The 15,598-nt window shown below is 61.4% G+C and carries 17 protein-coding genes and 1 tRNA gene; 9 read left to right on the top strand and 9 right to left on the bottom strand.

Going from position 1 to position 15,598, the window contains the following annotated elements; translation table 11 throughout:
* Window positions 1-14: 14 nt before the first annotated feature.
* From BLS48_RS30385 to BLS48_RS30350, 8 genes are all read left to right on the top strand, one after another.
* Window positions 15-953, top strand: coding sequence for a DUF2182 domain-containing protein (locus tag BLS48_RS30385; protein WP_091585769.1), 939 nt, complete (start codon window positions 15-17; stop codon window positions 951-953).
* 14 nt (window positions 954-967) lie between these two features.
* Window positions 968-1,582, top strand: coding sequence for a DUF1326 domain-containing protein (locus BLS48_RS30380; protein WP_091585767.1), 615 nt, complete (start codon window positions 968-970; stop codon window positions 1,580-1,582).
* Window positions 1,579-2,385: a phosphatidylcholine synthase gene (gene pcsA / locus BLS48_RS30375; protein WP_167365308.1), complete on the top strand. Its 807-nt coding sequence runs from the start codon at window positions 1,579-1,581 to the stop codon at window positions 2,383-2,385. The genes BLS48_RS30380 and pcsA overlap by 4 nt, the downstream gene beginning before the upstream one ends.
* Window positions 2,386-2,407: 22 nt before the next feature.
* Window positions 2,408-3,385 (top strand): quinone oxidoreductase family protein, encoded by a 978-nt coding sequence (locus tag BLS48_RS30370; protein WP_091585765.1) that lies wholly within the window; start codon window positions 2,408-2,410, stop codon window positions 3,383-3,385.
* A gap of 133 nt (window positions 3,386-3,518) precedes the next feature.
* The gene (locus BLS48_RS30365; RefSeq protein WP_167365307.1) at window positions 3,519-5,096 is read left to right on the top strand and encodes an ABC transporter ATP-binding protein; all 1,578 of its coding nucleotides are present in this window, start codon (window positions 3,519-3,521) and stop codon (window positions 5,094-5,096) included.
* Window positions 5,093-6,223: an ABC transporter permease gene (locus BLS48_RS30360; protein WP_091585763.1), complete on the top strand. Its 1,131-nt coding sequence runs from the start codon at window positions 5,093-5,095 to the stop codon at window positions 6,221-6,223. The genes BLS48_RS30365 and BLS48_RS30360 overlap by 4 nt, the downstream gene beginning before the upstream one ends.
* Complete coding sequence (locus BLS48_RS30355) at window positions 6,223-7,143, top strand: ABC transporter permease (protein WP_091585761.1); 921 nt, start codon at window positions 6,223-6,225, stop codon at window positions 7,141-7,143. The genes BLS48_RS30360 and BLS48_RS30355 overlap by 1 nt, the downstream gene beginning before the upstream one ends.
* A gap of 50 nt (window positions 7,144-7,193) precedes the next feature.
* Window positions 7,194-8,261: a BMP family ABC transporter substrate-binding protein gene (locus BLS48_RS30350; protein ID WP_091585759.1), complete on the top strand. Its 1,068-nt coding sequence runs from the start codon at window positions 7,194-7,196 to the stop codon at window positions 8,259-8,261.
* Window positions 8,262-8,334: 73 nt separating this feature from the next.
* On the opposite strand, the gene rimO is transcribed toward BLS48_RS30350, so the two are convergent.
* The 6 genes from rimO to BLS48_RS30320 all read right to left on the bottom strand — a co-directional run bounded on the left by rimO (window position 8,335) and on the right by BLS48_RS30320 (window position 13,197).
* Window positions 8,335-9,648 (bottom strand): 30S ribosomal protein S12 methylthiotransferase RimO, encoded by a 1,314-nt coding sequence (gene rimO, locus BLS48_RS30345; RefSeq protein ID WP_091585757.1) that lies wholly within the window; start codon window positions 9,646-9,648, stop codon window positions 8,335-8,337.
* Between the two features lie 145 nt (window positions 9,649-9,793).
* Window positions 9,794-10,453: a TerC family protein gene (locus tag BLS48_RS30340; RefSeq protein WP_091585755.1), complete on the bottom strand. Its 660-nt coding sequence runs from the start codon at window positions 10,451-10,453 to the stop codon at window positions 9,794-9,796.
* A gap of 187 nt (window positions 10,454-10,640) precedes the next feature.
* Window positions 10,641-11,048 (bottom strand): DUF930 domain-containing protein, encoded by a 408-nt coding sequence (locus BLS48_RS30335; RefSeq protein ID WP_167365306.1) that lies wholly within the window; start codon window positions 11,046-11,048, stop codon window positions 10,641-10,643.
* A gap of 100 nt (window positions 11,049-11,148) precedes the next feature.
* The gene (locus BLS48_RS30330; protein WP_091585753.1) at window positions 11,149-11,847 is read right to left on the bottom strand and encodes a DUF2161 domain-containing phosphodiesterase; all 699 of its coding nucleotides are present in this window, start codon (window positions 11,845-11,847) and stop codon (window positions 11,149-11,151) included.
* A gap of 370 nt (window positions 11,848-12,217) precedes the next feature.
* Window positions 12,218-12,412: a hypothetical protein gene (locus BLS48_RS35325; RefSeq protein ID WP_143019552.1), complete on the bottom strand. Its 195-nt coding sequence runs from the start codon at window positions 12,410-12,412 to the stop codon at window positions 12,218-12,220.
* Between the two features lie 158 nt (window positions 12,413-12,570).
* The gene (locus BLS48_RS30320) at window positions 12,571-13,197 is read right to left on the bottom strand and encodes a CatB-related O-acetyltransferase (RefSeq protein WP_244529975.1); all 627 of its coding nucleotides are present in this window, start codon (window positions 13,195-13,197) and stop codon (window positions 12,571-12,573) included.
* A 239-nt stretch (window positions 13,198-13,436) separates the two neighbouring features.
* On the opposite strand from BLS48_RS30320, the gene BLS48_RS30315 reads away from it, so the two are divergent.
* Entirely contained in the window at window positions 13,437-13,814 is a 378-nt protein-coding gene (locus BLS48_RS30315) for a YybH family protein (RefSeq protein ID WP_342028546.1), read from the top strand.
* A gap of 367 nt (window positions 13,815-14,181) precedes the next feature.
* Here the strand turns inward: BLS48_RS30315 and BLS48_RS30310 are convergent.
* From BLS48_RS30310 to BLS48_RS30300, 3 genes are all read right to left on the bottom strand, one after another.
* A tRNA-Ser gene (locus tag BLS48_RS30310) sits at window positions 14,182-14,271 on the bottom strand.
* Window positions 14,272-14,526: 255 nt separating this feature from the next.
* Window positions 14,527-15,048 (bottom strand): GNAT family N-acetyltransferase, encoded by a 522-nt coding sequence (locus tag BLS48_RS30305; protein ID WP_091585749.1) that lies wholly within the window; start codon window positions 15,046-15,048, stop codon window positions 14,527-14,529.
* A 49-nt stretch (window positions 15,049-15,097) separates the two neighbouring features.
* Window positions 15,098-15,598 (bottom strand): helix-turn-helix domain-containing protein (locus BLS48_RS30300; protein WP_091585863.1); only part of this gene is annotated, 501 nt, incomplete at its 5' end.

Raw genomic sequence — 15,598 nt, 5'->3', positions numbered from 1 at the left:
ATATAGGTCAGATCATGCCGCTTGATCAACGCGGCGATTCGGCTCATTCGAATGACATGACCGGCCAGCAAGACGACTTCAGCCATCTCGACCGCGCGGGCCGCGCCATGGCGAGCATTGCGCGCAGCCCGCGTTTCACGGTAAATGTGGTTATTGGCGTCGGTATTCTGCTTGCCTGGCTGTCCCTTGCCGCGACGGCAATCCGTGGCGCTGAAGGTCGGGCTGCAGGCGGCGGCGCTCCTGGCGACACGATCCTGCAAAACCTGCCGCGACTGCCACTGCCGGGTTTCCTGGAACGGTTCTTCGCACTTTGCCTCTCGCCGGCGCCGCTGAACGAAAGTGTCGGCCTGCAGGCCGGCGCGCTCGTTGCGATGTGGTTCCTGATGGCGGTCGCGACGATGCTGCCGTCCGCCGCACCGATGATCCGCACCTATTGCGAGATCGCCGATACGGCACGAATAAAGGGCGAACCGGTTGTCCATCCGCTGGTGCTGGTCGCCGGTTACCTCAGCGTCTGGCTCGCCGCCTCGGCAATGTTCGCGGCGCTGACCTTTGCCGGCCACGCATTCGCCTCTTCCGATGGGCTGCTTGACCCGGCTATCGGGATTGCCGGCGCGCTCGCCCTGCTGATTGCCGGCCTCTACCAGTTCAGTGGCCTGAAGGCAGCCTGCCTGAAGAAATGCCGAAACCCGTTCTCGATCCTGTTTTCGAACTGGAGCGCGAGGCCCGCCCGCGTCTTCCGGCTTGGCCTCGCGCAAGGAATATGGTGCCTCGGCTGCTGCTGGGCGCTGATGCTGGTGATGTTCGCCGTCGGCGTGATGAACGTCTTCTGGATGGCCTTGATCGGGTTGTTCACCCTGATCGAAAAACAAACAGCCAGCAGGGTTCCAACCCGGCTGGCCGGTGCGATACTGCTTGTCTGGGCAGCCGCCCTGCTAGTAGTCTCACGATAGTGGGGGAAATTTCGATGGCAGATCAGGGCTGGGCGATGAAGGGAGAGCTCGTACTCTCCTGCAATTGCACGGTTTTCTGTCCTTGCGTGCTGTCTCTCGGCAATCATCCGCCAACCGAAGGCTATTGCCAGACCTGGGCGGGGTTTCGCATCGATGCCGGCCATTTCGGCGACGTCGACCTGTCTGGTCTCAATCTCGGGCTGGTCATGGAAATCCCCGGTTACATGAGCCGCGGCAACTGGACCGCCGGCCTGTTCATCGACAAGCGCGCCACTGTCTACGCGGTCAAGGCGTTGACGAGGATTTTCACCGGCAAGGCGGGCGGCACCACCTCGTTGCTCTCCATCCTTGTCGGCAAATTCCTCGGCGTCGAGCAGGCGCCGATCACCTACGAGACGCGCGACAAGACGCGCATCTTCCAGATACCGAAGATCATCGACGGGGCGGTAACGCCCATTCCCGGCAAGGACCGCGACAAGGATACGGTGATCAGCAATTCGGAATACTGGATCGCGCCGGAGATCATCGTGGCCAAGTCCGACAAGAGCAAGATGCGGGCTTTCGGCCGCAACTGGAATTTCGCTGGCCGTTCGGCCGAAATCTGCAAGCTGGATTGGCGGGGCCCGTGAGCAAAAACACAACGGCCAAGAAGATCAGGGATCGGATTCCGCGGCCGAAGAAGAAAGTCACCTGGCCGCAGGCGAGGGCGTTTTCCGTCCATCTGCTCACAGCGTCGGGCTCGTTCCTGGCGTTCCTGTCGCTGGTGGCGGCGAGCGAAGAGCGCTGGACGGCGATGTTCTGGTGGCTCGGCCTGGCGCTGTTCGTCGATGGTATCGACGGACCGATTGCCAGAAAGCTCGAGGTGAAGGAAATCCTGCCGACATGGTCAGGCGAACTCCTCGACAACATCATCGACTACGTGACCTACGTCCTGATCCCGGCCTTCGCGCTCTATCAGCGCGGCTTCATGGGGGAGGGACTGTCATTCCTGTCGGCGGCGATCATCGTCGTCTCCAGCGCCATCTACTATGCCGACACCGGCATGAAGACGAAGGAGAACTTCTTCAAGGGTTTCCCCGTGGTCTGGAACATGGTGGTCTTCACACTGTTTGTCATTGAGCCGGGACAATGGGTTTCGCTCGCGGTGGTGGTGGTGGCCGGCATTTTGACTTTCGTGCCGATCAACTTCATCCATCCGGTGAGGGTGGTGCGGTTGCGGCCCATCAATCTTGCGATGACCCTTTTGTGGTGCGCCTTCGGCGCACTTGCCCTGGCGCAAGCGGCACTCGCCGCCTTCTACGATCAGATCGGCGTGTTGGGCGAGCAGGTCGGCACCTTCACCAAGATTGGTATCACCATTACCGGGCTCTACCTTGCCTGTATCGGCGGGATCATGCAGTTCTTTCCAAATCTCGGTGCTAAAAAGGCCTGATCAGCCAGAGGAAGCCTAACCCATGTCCAAGGCGATCCGTATCCACGCCAATGGTGGTCCGGAAGTTCTCACCTATGAGGATGCCGATCCCGGCCGGCCGGGCTCCGAGCAGATCCTGATCAAGCACACGGCGATCGGCCTCAATTTCATCGACGTCTATCATCGTTCGGGCCTCTATCCGCCGCCTGGCGGATTTCCGCTTGTCCCCGGCAGTGAAGCCGCCGGCGTGGTGCTGGAAGTCGGCCAGGGCGTCGACTGGCTGAAGCCGGGCGACCGGATCGCCTATGCGGTGACCACGGGCGCTTACGCGCAAGAGCGGGTTATCGACGCCAGCCGCGTCGTCAGGGTTCCGGATGGCATCAGCGACGAACAGGCGGCCGCGATGATGCTGAAAGGCATGACCGCCGAGTACCTGCTGCGCCGCACCTTCAAGATGAAGGCAGGCGACACCATCCTGTTTCACGCCGCGGCCGGCGGCGTCGGATTGATCCTCGGCCAATGGGCGAAACATCTCGGTGCGACGGTCATCGGCACGGCCAGCTCGGCCGACAAGATCGAACTCGCCAAGGCGCATGGCTTCGACCATGTCATCAACTACAAGGAGCAGGATTTCGTCGCCGGCGTCGCCGCCATCACGGGCGGCGGAAAATGCGATGTCGTCTACGATTCGGTCGGCAACGACACGTTTCCGGCGTCGCTGGACTGCCTGAAGCCGCTCGGCATGTTCGTCAGCTTCGGCCAGTCCTCGGGGCCGATCCCGCCATTCAGCATATCATTGCTGGCCCAGAAGGGCTCCTTGTTCGCCACAAGGCCAACGTTGTTCGTCTACAATGCAAAACGTGAGGCCCTCGAGGCCTCCGCCGCCGCCTTGTTCGAGGTCGTGCTCAGCGGCGCGGTGAAGATCAGGATCAACCAGCGCTACGCGCTGAAGGATGCCGGCAAGGCGCATTCGGACCTCGAAGGCCGCAGGACAACCGGGACCACCATTCTCATCCCTTAGTCCCTTCTGGCTTGCTATCCCTTGAATTTCCGCTGAAATTCTTGAAGCTCTTTCAAGACGCGTGCCGCTTTCCGATAGGAGCCGGCCGCGCCTACCATGCTTGCGGGAACACAGAACATATCTGGCTAACCAGATGGGAGGCACTGTGAGTGCAAATCAGGATGGCACGAACTTGCTCGAGGTTCGTGGCCTTACCAAAATATTCGGTACGCTGACGGCGTGCGATCATATCGATCTCGACATCGCCAGGGGTGAAATCCACGCATTGCTCGGCGAGAACGGCGCCGGCAAGTCGACGCTGGTCAAGATGCTTTTCGGATCGCTGGAGCCCAATTCCGGGGAAATTTTCTGGAACGGCCAGGCGGTCAGGATCACCAGCCCTGGCGTTGCGAAAAAGCTCGGCATCGGCATGGTGTTCCAGCATTTCTCGCTGTTCGAGGCGCTGACGGCGGCGGAGAACATCGCGTTATCCCTGGACGACGGCTCGCCGATCAGCAGCATCGCGGCGAAGGCGAGGGCGCTTTCCTACAGCTATGGCCTGCCGCTCGATCCTGAATCTATGGTCGGCGACCTGTCGGTCGGCGAGCGCCAGCGCATCGAGATCATCCGCTGCCTGCTGCAGACGCCGCAACTCATCATCCTCGACGAGCCGACCTCGGTGCTGACGCCACAGGAAGCCGACAAGCTGTTCGAGACGCTGGAGCGGCTGCGCTCGGAAGGCAAATCGATCCTCTACATTTCGCACCGGCTCGAAGAGGTCAAACGCATCTGCGACCGCGCCACCGTGCTGCGACATGGCAAGGTGGTTGGCCACTGCAATCCGCGCGAAGAGACCGCGGCCTCGCTGGCCCGCATGATGGTCGGCAACGAAGTGCAGGCCGTGGTGCGTGCGCCGGTCGAGGGGATCGAGACGGCGCAGCCGCTGCTCGAAATCCGCGGCCTGACCCGCAAGCCGGCGACGCCGTTCTCTATCCCGCTCAGGAACATCAGCCTGAATGTCCGCGCCGGCGAGGTGATCGGCATCGCCGGCGTCGCCGGCAACGGCCAGGGCGAGTTCTTCGAATCCGTCTCGGGCGAGGTGTTGCAGCAGGATGCCGCATCCGTACGCATCCGCGGCAAGGACGCCGGTGGCCTCACCATCACCGGACGGCGTTTGCTGGGTGCCGCTTTCGTCCCCGAAGAACGTCTCGGCCACGGTGCGGCACCGCGCATGAAGCTCTCGGAAAACCTGCTGTTGTCGCGCCATGCCACCGACGGCAAGGCCTTTGTCGGCACTGGCGGGATGGTGAAGAGCGGCGCTATCTACGCCGCGTCCCAACGCATCATCGCGGCGATGGACGTGCGCAAGAGCGCACCGGATCCGGAAGCCGCGGCACTTTCGGGCGGCAATCTGCAGAAATTCATCGTCGGTCGCGAACTCGACCGCCGGCCCAGCGTCATGGTGGTGAACCAGCCGACCTGGGGCGTCGACGCCGGTGCCGCCGCCCACATCCGCCAGGCCTTGATCGAACTGTCGCGCAGCGGATCGGCGGTGCTGGTGATCAGCCAGGACCTCGACGAACTGTTCGAGATATCGGATGCCATCGCGGTCATGCACAATGGCGAGCTGTCCAAGGCCATGCCGATCGCCGAAGCGACCTTCGAGAAAGTCGGCTTGCTGATGGGCGGCGCCGAGCCCGGCCACGCCGAACACACGCTGGAGACGGCATGATGCGCCTCGAACTCGTCAAGCGTCCGCAGCGCTCGGCGCTGTTTTCGGCACTGTCGCCGTTCATGGCCTTCGTGCTGACCATCATCGCCGGCGCCATCATGTTCGCGCTGCTCGGCGTCAATCCGTTGACCGCGTTCCGGATCTATTTCATCGAACCGGTCAGCCAGGTCTGGCAGTTGCATGAGCTTGCGATCAAGGCGGCGCCGCTGATCCTGATCGCTGTGGGCCTGTCGGTCTGCTACAAGGCCAACATCTGGAATATCGGCGCCGAGGGCCAGTTCATCTTCGGGGCCATCTTCGGCTCGGCCATTCCGGTTCTGTTTCCGCAGTTCGAAGGCCCGCTGGTGCTGCCGCTGATGCTGTTGCTCGGCATGGTCGGCGGTGCGGCCTATGCGGCGATCCCGGCTCTGCTCAAGACGCGTTTCGGGACCAACGAGATCCTGACCAGCTTGATGCTGGTCTATGTCGCCCAGCTGTTCCTCGACTGGCTGGTGCGCGGCCCCTGGCGCGATCCGCAGGGCCATGGTTTCCCGCAGACGATCCAGTTCGGTGACTCTGCCGTGTTGCCGGAGTTGATGCCGGACGCCGGGCGGGCGAACTGGGGCTTCGTCTTCGCGCTGATCGCCGCGGTGTTGATCTGGATCCTGATGAGCCGCATGCTGAAGGGCTTCGAGGTTCGCGTGCTGGGGTCGAGCCCGCGGGCAGGGCGGTTCGCCGGCTTCGGTCTCAACCGCATGGTGTTCTTTGCCTTCTTGCTGTCGGGTGCGCTGGCGGGTCTTGCCGGCATCTCGGAAGTCTCCGGCGCCATCGGCCAACTGCAGCCAGTGATTTCTCCCGGCTATGGCTTCACCGCCATCATCGTGGCCTTCCTTGGCCGGCTCAACCCGCTCGGCATCGTCGCCGCCGGCCTGGTGCTGGCGCTGACCTATCTCGGTGGCGAAGCCGTGCAAAGCGCGCTCGGCATTTCCGACAAGGTGGCGCGGGTGTTCCAGGGCATGCTGTTGTTCTTCGTTCTCGGCTGCGACACGCTCATCCACTACCGCATCCGTCTGATCGGCCTGGCGCTGACGAAACCGGAAGCCGCGGCCAAACTCGAAGCCGCGCCAAAGTTGAAGGAAGCCCGCTGATGGACATCACCGTCAACATCCTTTTGACCATCGCCACGGCGGCGACGCCGCTTTTGATCGCGGCGATCGGCGAACTGGTGGTCGAGCGCTCCGGCGTGCTCAATCTCGGCGTCGAGGGCATGATGATCATGGGGGCGGTCGGCGGCTTCGGCGCCGGTTATCTGACCGGATCGCCGTGGATCGGCCTTTTGGCGGCAATCGCTATGGGGGCGCTGTTCTCGCTGCTGTTTGCCGTCATGACGCTGTCGCTGGCCACCAACCAGGTGGCGACCGGCCTGTCGCTGACGCTGCTCGGTCTTGGCCTTTCCGGGATGATGGGGACGAGCTTCGTCGGTCAGCCGGGCGAAAGACTGCCCAATCTCGACATTCCCGGCCTGACCTCTCTTCCCGTGATCGGCAGGCTGTTGTTCGGCCAGGACCCGATCTTCTACATCTCGATCGCGCTGACGGCGGCCGTCATGTGGTTCCTGTTCAAGACGCGTACCGGGCTGACGCTGCGCTCGATCGGCGATAGCCACGCCTCGGCGCATGCTCTCGGCATCAAGGTCATCCGCTATCGGTATCTCTCGGTCATCTTCGGCGGCGCCTGTGCCGGCCTCGCCGGTGGCCATCTGTCGCTCGTCTACACGCCGCAATGGGTCGAGAACATGACCGCCGGCCGCGGCTGGATCGCGCTGGCGCTGGTGGTGTTCGCCTCGTGGCGGCCGTGGCGCGTACTGGCCGGTGCCTACATCTTCGGCGCGGTGTGGATCGGCCAGCTTCATGCACAGGCTTTTGGCATTCCTGTGCCATCGCAGATGCTTTCTTCTCTGCCCTATCTGGCAACCATCGTGGTTCTCGTTCTAATCTCGCGCAACAAGCGTCTGACGATGATGAACACGCCGGCTTCCTTGGGGCAGCCATTCGTTCCAGATCGTTGACAACAAAAACAAACGGGAAGCTCCAAGGCTTAACACAGAGAGGTAACACAATGAAAAAACTGCTTATTGCCCTGATGACCACGACGGCGGCATTTTCGCTGGCAGCATCAGCGGAGGCCGCCGACAAATTGAAAGCCTGCTGGGTTTATACCGGCCCGATCGGCGATTTCGGTTATTCCTACCAGCATGATCAGGGCCGCCTTGAGGTCGAGAAGGCGCTCGGCGACAAGGTCGAAACAGCCTATCTGGAGAACGTCTCCGAAGGCCCCGACGCCGACCGCGCTTTCGAGCGTCTGGCGCGCGAAGGCTGCAAGCTGATCTTCGGCACATCGTTCGGCTTCATGGACGCCGAAGTGAAGGTGGCCAAGAAATTCCCCAAAGTGATGTTCGAGCACGCGACCGGCTACAAGACCGGCGATAATCTCGGCATCTACAATGCGCGCTTCTACGAAGGCCGCTACGTGCTTGGCCAGATCGCCGCCAAGGAATCCAAGTCCGGCGTCGCCGGCTACATCGTTTCCTTCCCGATTCCCGAAGTGGTTATGGGCATCAACTCCTTCATGCTCGGCGCGCAGTCAATCAATCCGAACTTCAAGGCCAAGATCGTCTGGGTGAATTCCTGGTTCGATCCGGGCAAGGAAGCCGACGCCGCCAAGGCGCTGTTCGACCAGGGTGCCGACATCATCGTCCAGCACACCGATTCGACCGCCGCCCTGCAGGTGGCCGAGGAGCGCAAGCTGCACGGCTTCGGCCAATCTTCCGACATGATCAAATTCGCGCCGAACGCGCAGCTGACCTCGCTGACCGACGAATGGGGTCCGTACTACATCAGCCGGGTCCAGGCAGCCATCGACGGCACCTGGAAGCCGGACAATGTCTGGCTCGGCATCAAGGACGGCGCGGTCAAGCTCGCCCCCTACACCAACATGCCCGACGACGTGAAGGCGATGGCCGAGGCGACCGAGAAGAAGATCGCGGGCGGCTGGAACCCCTTCACCGGACCGATTGCCAAGCAGGACGGCACGCCGTGGCTGAAGGACGGCGAAGTCGCCGACGACGGCACGCTGCTCGGCATGAATTTCTATGTGAAGGGTGTCGACGACAAGCTGCCGCAGTAAGCCGCACGGATGTCGAAATGAAGAGGGCGCCGCGAGGCGCCCTTTTTCATTTGCTTGCGTGAACGGAATGAAATCAGACCGCCGACCCGTAGAGGTCGTAGGCATCGGCGCGATCGATCTTGACGGTGACGATGTCGCCTTGGCGCAGCGGACGGCGCGACTGGATGTGAACCGAGCCGTCGATCTCAGGCGCGTCGTATTTGGTGCGGCCTTTTGCCGAGGTGCCGTGCGCCTCGTCGATCAGCACCGGCAGGCGCTTGCCGACCTTCTTGGCCAACTGCGTCGCCGAAATCTTCTGCTGGCGTTGCATGAAGCGGTGCCAGCGCGCTTCCTTGATCTCCTGCGGAACCTGGTCGAGGCCCAGGTCGTTGGAGCGGGCGCCCCGGACCGGCTCGTATTTGAAGCAGCCGGCACGGTCGATCCTGGCTTCGTCCAGCCAGTCGAGCAGCATCTCGAAATCTTCGTCCGTTTCGCCGGGGAAGCCGACGATGAAGGTCGAGCGGATGGCAAGATCCGGGCACACCTCACGCCAGCCGCGAATGCGCTCGAGCGTCTTCTCGCCATGGGCGGGCCGGCGCATGTTCTTCAGCACCTGCGGCGAGGCGTGCTGGAACGGGATGTCGAGGTAGGGAAGGATCTTGCCTTCGGCCATCAGCGGGATGATGTCGGCGACATGCGGGTAGGGGTACACATAATGCATGCGCACCCAGATGCCGAGCTTGCCCAATTCCTCGGACAGATCGAGGAACTTCGCCCGGACCTCGCGGTCGCCAAACATGCTGGTCTGGTACTTGATGTCGATGCCGTAGGCGCTGGTGTCCTGCGAGATGACCAGAAGTTCCTTGACGCCTGCCTTGGCCAGTTTCTCGGCTTCGCGCAGCACATCGGCCGCCGGCCTCGAGACAAGATCGCCACGCAGCGCAGGGATGATGCAGAAGGTGCAGCGGTTGTTGCAACCTTCCGAAATCTTGAGATAGGCATAGTGGCGCGGCGTCAGCTTGACGCCCTGCGGCGGCAACAGGTCGACATAGGGATCATGCGAAGGTGGCGCCGCTTCATGCACGGCGGCCATCACGCTCTCATAGGCCTGCGGGCCGGTGATGGCGAGAACGTTGGGGTGCTTCTCGCGGATCACGTCCGGCTCGGCGCCCAGGCAACCGGTGACGATGACCCTGCCGTTTTCCGAAAGCGCGGAGCCGATGGCGTTGAGCGACTCGTCACGCGCGGAATCGAGAAAGCCGCAGGTGTTGACGACGACGAGATCAGCGCCGTCGTGCTTGCGCGCGATCTCGTAGCCTTCGGCGCGCAGGCGCGTGATGATGCGCTCCGAATCCACCAGGGCCTTCGGGCATCCAAGACTGACAAAACTCACGCGGGGAGCGGACATATAGGGTTTCCGGACTTTTCAGGATTGCGGCGCCAGTACCACACTTATTGCGGCATTGGTATGGTTGAAGACACCGATGGCCAGACGCGTGGCGATCAAGCGTGAAACCTCAAGCCAGATCGAACGATCCGGAGACAGGCTTTCTTCAGCTTACCGCATTGCTGACATGCGGCCACACTTCCATCGCCCCACGATAGACCATGTCGACCGCGACATAGAGAATGATGAGCAGGCCGATATAAGCGATCCAGCGATGGCGGTGCAGCAGCTTGGCCATGAAACTGGCCGCCAGGCCCATCAGCGCGATCGACAGCACGAGGCCTATGACCAGCACCGGGAAATGATCGCGCGCGGCACCCGCGACCGCCAGTACGTTGTCGAGCGACATCGACACGTCGGCGACGACGATCTGCAATGCTGCCTGGCCGAGCGTCTTGCGCTTCGTCTTCCCGGCCACCGCGTTATCGTTGTCGAGATCGGAATTCGACAGCGCCTCGGTCGCTTCCAACTCATCGGCATGCGACGTGCGCAGCTCGCGGTACATCTTCCAGCAGACCCACAGCAGCAAGATACCGCCGGCCAGCAGCAGGCCGACGATCGCCAGCAGCCTGACGGTCACCGAGGCGAAACCGATGCGCAGCACCGTTGCCGCCAGCACGCCGATGAGGATGGCCTTCTTGCGTTGTTCGGCCGGCAAGCCCGCGGCAGCAAGGCCGATGACGATCGCATTGTCGCCAGCAAGCACGAGGTCGATGGCGATGACCTGGAGCAGGGCCGTCAGGCTGGCAGCGCTGAAAATGTCCATCGACCGGAAGCCCTTGCCTGTTTGCCGAGTGTTCGTCGATTATCCAGACGGGCCCTAACTTGGTGATCCCTTGACGTCAAGGGTTCGCCCATGGCGGCGTCACCAAACCATCGTTCCACCGAGGCCGGATCAAATGATCTGCGGCACTTTCCGACAGCCGGGCAAAACCGCCACGGCCGAGAACAAATCAATCGTAGAGATTGTACTTTGCCCAATCGGTTTCCGGAATCTCATCACCGATCCGGTAGCGGAGTTGCAGAACCTGCATATGGTCCGGCCCCGTCTGGCACTTGAACTTCAACCGGTACCATTGCCCCTTGCTGCGAAACGCGGCACCCGGGCTCCTGATTGCATCCGTGCCCATCTCGGGCGTCGCGAAGGCGTAGGCGACGACGCGATCCGCTTTGAATTTGCGATCGTCGTGAGTGATCCGGTCGAGCACTTCAGCGTCACAACGTTGTTCAAGGCGGGTTTGCGGATCGAGTTTCATCAGGCCGGCGCGCAATGCACTGTCCATTGCGTTGGCCGGAAAACTCAGCGTCACAGACGCCAAGGCGGTCATGCAGAGCTTCTTCATGGGCGGGACAAGCAGCATGTTTTGTCGGAAAAATCAACATGACGGGGCATTCCGCACCGATCAGAAATCGATGATCGAAATGTGATCGGCGACCGCCCGACCGGACATGCGCCCTTTTTCACCCGTCCGACACGTTCAAATCTGTCGTCTGCTCTGCTGCGTCAGGCAATTGCGGCCAACGAACCAGCGAAGCGCGGCCGGCGTCGGTAAGGTCATAGAGACCACGGTCGACGCGCGCGAACCAGCCATAGACATTGTGCAGCAGGATCTTGGGCGCGATCGGCGTCAGCACCTTCAGATCACGCGGACGCTTGGGTCCGTCGGCCATTGCGGCGGCACAGGCGAGGGCGCTTTGCCGGTACGCCGTCATGATCGGATTGCGCGACCCGCCTCCCGCAACGGGATCGCCGCGGCGGCGCTGATGTTCGTCGATCAGCCGAGAGCGCCGTCGCGCATTCTTGCGCGGCGACAGCGCGATCGGGCTGAGAAGCACCTCGACCCGATCATTCGTGGTCACGCCAAGCAGGCCGAAGCCAAGCCTGCGGCAGAGATTGCGAAACCTGGCATCGCCTTCGCGTCCCTTGCCCCGCACCGACATGCGCGCGGCCAGCCACACCTCGTCGCAGACCGTCGCGCGATCGACGCCTTGCAGCACCAGTTCGAGATTGAACTGCAGCTTCAGTTCGCAGATGACGACGACCGGCGGCTCGCCCTCGCGCAACGCAACAATGTCGCAGCCGCCGATCTCGCCTTTCACGACGAAGTCGAGGCTTTCGAGGAACCGCTTCACCGGTGCATAAAGTGAGGTCTCGTTCATCCCTCAAGGCTTAGCCGATTCGGGCGATAAAGCCTTCCGTCCGTGCAGGGCTTAGCGTGCGCCCGCTGGATCGCCATCTGGAAACATCTGGCCTTCCCGAAAGATGGATCACAGTTCATTCCAGTTAGATGGGTTATACTTTCGGGCCTTTGCAAGGAGCAGAAACGCGCTCTGGTGAGGCTCGGAGAGGGCCTGACGCATCACCTCAGGATGAAGTAGAGCGGGACGAGAATCGAGAACGCCGCGACAGCGGCGAGAAATAGGTCTGTGGTCATGAGCCCCCGCTCGGAATTCCATGACCCTTCTCACATTCAAGTTGGCTAAAATGCAAGGAGTCGGCCCTGTGCGTTCGACGGTATCCCCTGATTGTTCACTTACCGGCCAGCTCGATTTCAGGAATAGGTTCCTCGTTACGGCGACCCTTCAATGGAGATCGCCAAACCTCAAAAATACCCTCGTCGGCACCCTGGCCGCCCGTGAGACGATGTACGTCAATTGCGGGCATCCGATGTGCTGCAAATTGACCAAGCTCCAGGCGCTCATCGACAGGCTCGGCGTCGACCATGGCTCGACGCACAGGATCTGCTGGGGATCTTTGACTGCTTGAGCTGCAAGCTGCGGCCGCCACCGACGGCCGGTGTTCTTCACGATCATTCCCGATTACGAAGGCCAGCAGCGGGACCGGAACAGGAACAGGCGCTGGAAGCTGACTTTCGAGCGACGCTATGCGAGAGCTTTTCGCGCCTCGACCTCACGAGCTGTGCCGTGAAGTGCCCGGATGGTCTGTGGCGTGAAATGCCGAGCCACGAAAGCATCGATCGGACCTGTCAAGAAATCGGCCTCCTGCTTGATCTTTTCGTCGTCCCAGTCCCACCAGCGAATAACCAGCATTTTACCGATGATTTCTTCGGAGAAGCGTAGCCGGATGATCTTGCCCGGGTTGCCGCCGACAATGGCGTAGGGTGGCACGTCCTTCGTAACCGTGGCTTGCGCTCCCACAACGCCACCGTGGCCGACGTTCACTCCAGGCAGGATAAGGGTTCTTCTGCCGATCCATACATCATTACCGACCTTGATTCCGCCCTTTCCGGGGCGGTCCCAAGGCGAGGCCTTTCCCATCATATTCGAGTGGACATAGGACGTCGTCGCGCAGTCCGTTGGGTGGTTGCCGCTGCACAAGAGCACGACCTCCGCAGCGATTGAGCAAAAGGAACCGATCTCAAGCGGTGACTCTGGACCGCATCCGGCAATTTTTTGACCGTCGTCAATACCGTAAGTCCAGCGCCCGATTGTGGCACTCTTCGGAATTGGATGGCGTCTGTTGCGCCACCACATAGACAACTTCGACATTGCACCCCCAACTACACTTCTGCAGCGGCCCGTCTGCTCGCTCGCGGCGTGACGTTAGCCATTCATTGGCCGAAAGGGCAATGCTATGGCTCGCAACTTCCTGCCCGCCATGAAGAAACGGCCTGACAGAATATTAGCCCCCAAATTATTGGTGCTTCGCGGCGGGGCGGTGACCCACTCGCGATTGCATACATTCATGCTAATATTCGAAGCATGCAAATTAAGGAGCTGGCCAGGGAGTGGGGATTGTGTCGATCCGCGATGAATTACAGGGAATTTGGAACATCTACATTGCGGCCTATCGGACCGGGGACGCTGTCGGTTGCGCGGCCATATTTACATCTGACGCAGAATTGCATTCTCCCTATGCGCCGCCGGCTCGCGGCCGCGCGGCGATAGAGGCACTGCACGGCATCTGGACCCAACACGCCACTCCCGACAAAACTCTGGTCATAACGCAGGCAGGAGGGTCCGGTGACCTAGCCTGGTCTCTCGCGGCCTATTCGGAAGGCGCGGCGACCGGAAACGGAACTTCGCTCAGCGTCTTTCAGCGTCAGGTCGGCGGAGGCTGGTTGATCCGTATGTGTAGCCTGAACAGCAGCGACCCCGCAGAATGACCGGAGAAGCCGGCAACGACCGTTTCAACAAGCCGCATTGGCGGACGATCCGGACCACAGCGGCCAAGGGGTGGCCGAAGCGCTTGAACAGGCGATGGTTCCTGACGAGCTAAGGCGCGGATCGAGGAGATCACGCCGGACCGTCCCCACGTTTTAGCGGGAAATAGATCGGCTTCCCATCGGAACTGATCCACAACAAAGAATGGCCGACGCCGCTGCGATGTTCAAACCTCTCAACGACCAGCGCCCCTGTTCAAGGCATAGTAGATATGGGAAACCTTTGGCATTCTCTTCCGTCCTCAACTGTGCGCAATTGTGTACGCACGTCCAACAAAACAGAAGATTGTTCAGTTAAATCAATGACCAATGGCGGAGGAAGTGGGATTCGAACCCACGGTGAGCTTGCACCCACGCCGGTTTTCAAGACCGGTGCCTTAAACCGCTCGGCCATTCCTCCGTGCCTGATTTCGTTAGGTTTTCTGGCTCGACAGGAGCCGAGGGTGGCCGCTGCTACCATTTTGCTACCGAAAGGGCGTTTCCGCCTTCGCCTTTACCGCGCTCCGGATCGCCACGTCAACTTGCTCAGCAGCGTCCGCCTGCATTCCAAGCATGACATGAGGCTGCCGGATCCAGCGTCGATCCCACGGAGGAGGAAAGGCCGTGGGCAGCAAACTCCATTTCCGAGTCTCTGAAAACTGGCAAGCTGTGGCAGTTAGTTCGGTAGTCCGCTGCCCAGCTGGCGTTGAACCAGGACTAGGGTCGGATCGTCGGGGTAAGCCGTGACGGTGAACCCCATGTCACGTTCAAGCTCGATAGCTGCACGGTTTTCGCGATTCTCGATCGACTCGATTGTATTGAGGCCCAAGCCTTCGGCATATCTCGCTATGTAGGCGAGCAGTTCCCAGCTGACGCCCATATGCTTGCGATCCGCTCTGATGCAGATCGCGACCTCTCCGTGCCGACGAGCCTCATCGCACGCGAGTGTTCCGACCGCGATCAGCATTCCGTCGGTCGAGAACGCAAGAAAATTGTGTATTCGTGCATCATCGGACCGCGTCATTGCCACAAGCCGCTCGTGCGAAACTTCTTTCACTCCGCCGAGAAAGCGAAATCGCAGGTCGTCTGGCGTCACATGGGTGAAGAATTCCGCCAGGGTCGGTTCGTCTTCAGGCCGCGCACGGCGCACCTCAAAGCGAAATCCGGTACGTGTGGTAATTGCGCTATTCGTGGTCATATGCGGCCTCTAGTCCTGGGTTGTTCGGAAGCAATACGCTACCCGTTGGTCATTCGCTCATGTCTTGCAGCGCGTCGTGCTTGACGATTTCGATGCTGCGCAGGCTGGTGAGGCGGATCACGCCCTTGTCCTTCAGCCGGGTCAGCACCCGCGACACGGTCTCGATGGTGAGGCCGAGATAGTCGCCGATGTCCATGCGCGACATCGGCAGCTCGATCGGCTGCAATCCGCCCTGCCGCTCGGCCATGTCGAGGAGGAAGGCGGCGACGCGTTCGATGGCATTCTGGCGGCCGAGGACCAACAGGTGTTCCTGCGCCCTGGTCAGCCCTTTGAGCGCCAGCGGCAGCAACTGACGGGAGATGTCCGCCCCCGTGGCGAAGCGGAAGACGCGGATGCCGGTGGCGTTGATTGCCTCGGCGAAGAAATGATGCGTGCTGTCGGCCTCGAAGCCGAATGTTTCTCCGGCCAGGTGAAAGGCGCTGATCTGGCGACGGCCATCGGCCAGCAGGCGGTAGATGCGGACGGCGCCGAACTCGACCTGGTAGAAGGG

The organism is Mesorhizobium qingshengii, assembly GCF_900103325.1.
In the GTDB taxonomy this organism is placed as follows: domain Bacteria; phylum Pseudomonadota; class Alphaproteobacteria; order Rhizobiales; family Rhizobiaceae; genus Mesorhizobium; species Mesorhizobium qingshengii.
The sequence above is the reverse complement of the archived record's forward strand: the minus strand, read 5'-3'. Positions and strand labels throughout refer to the sequence as shown.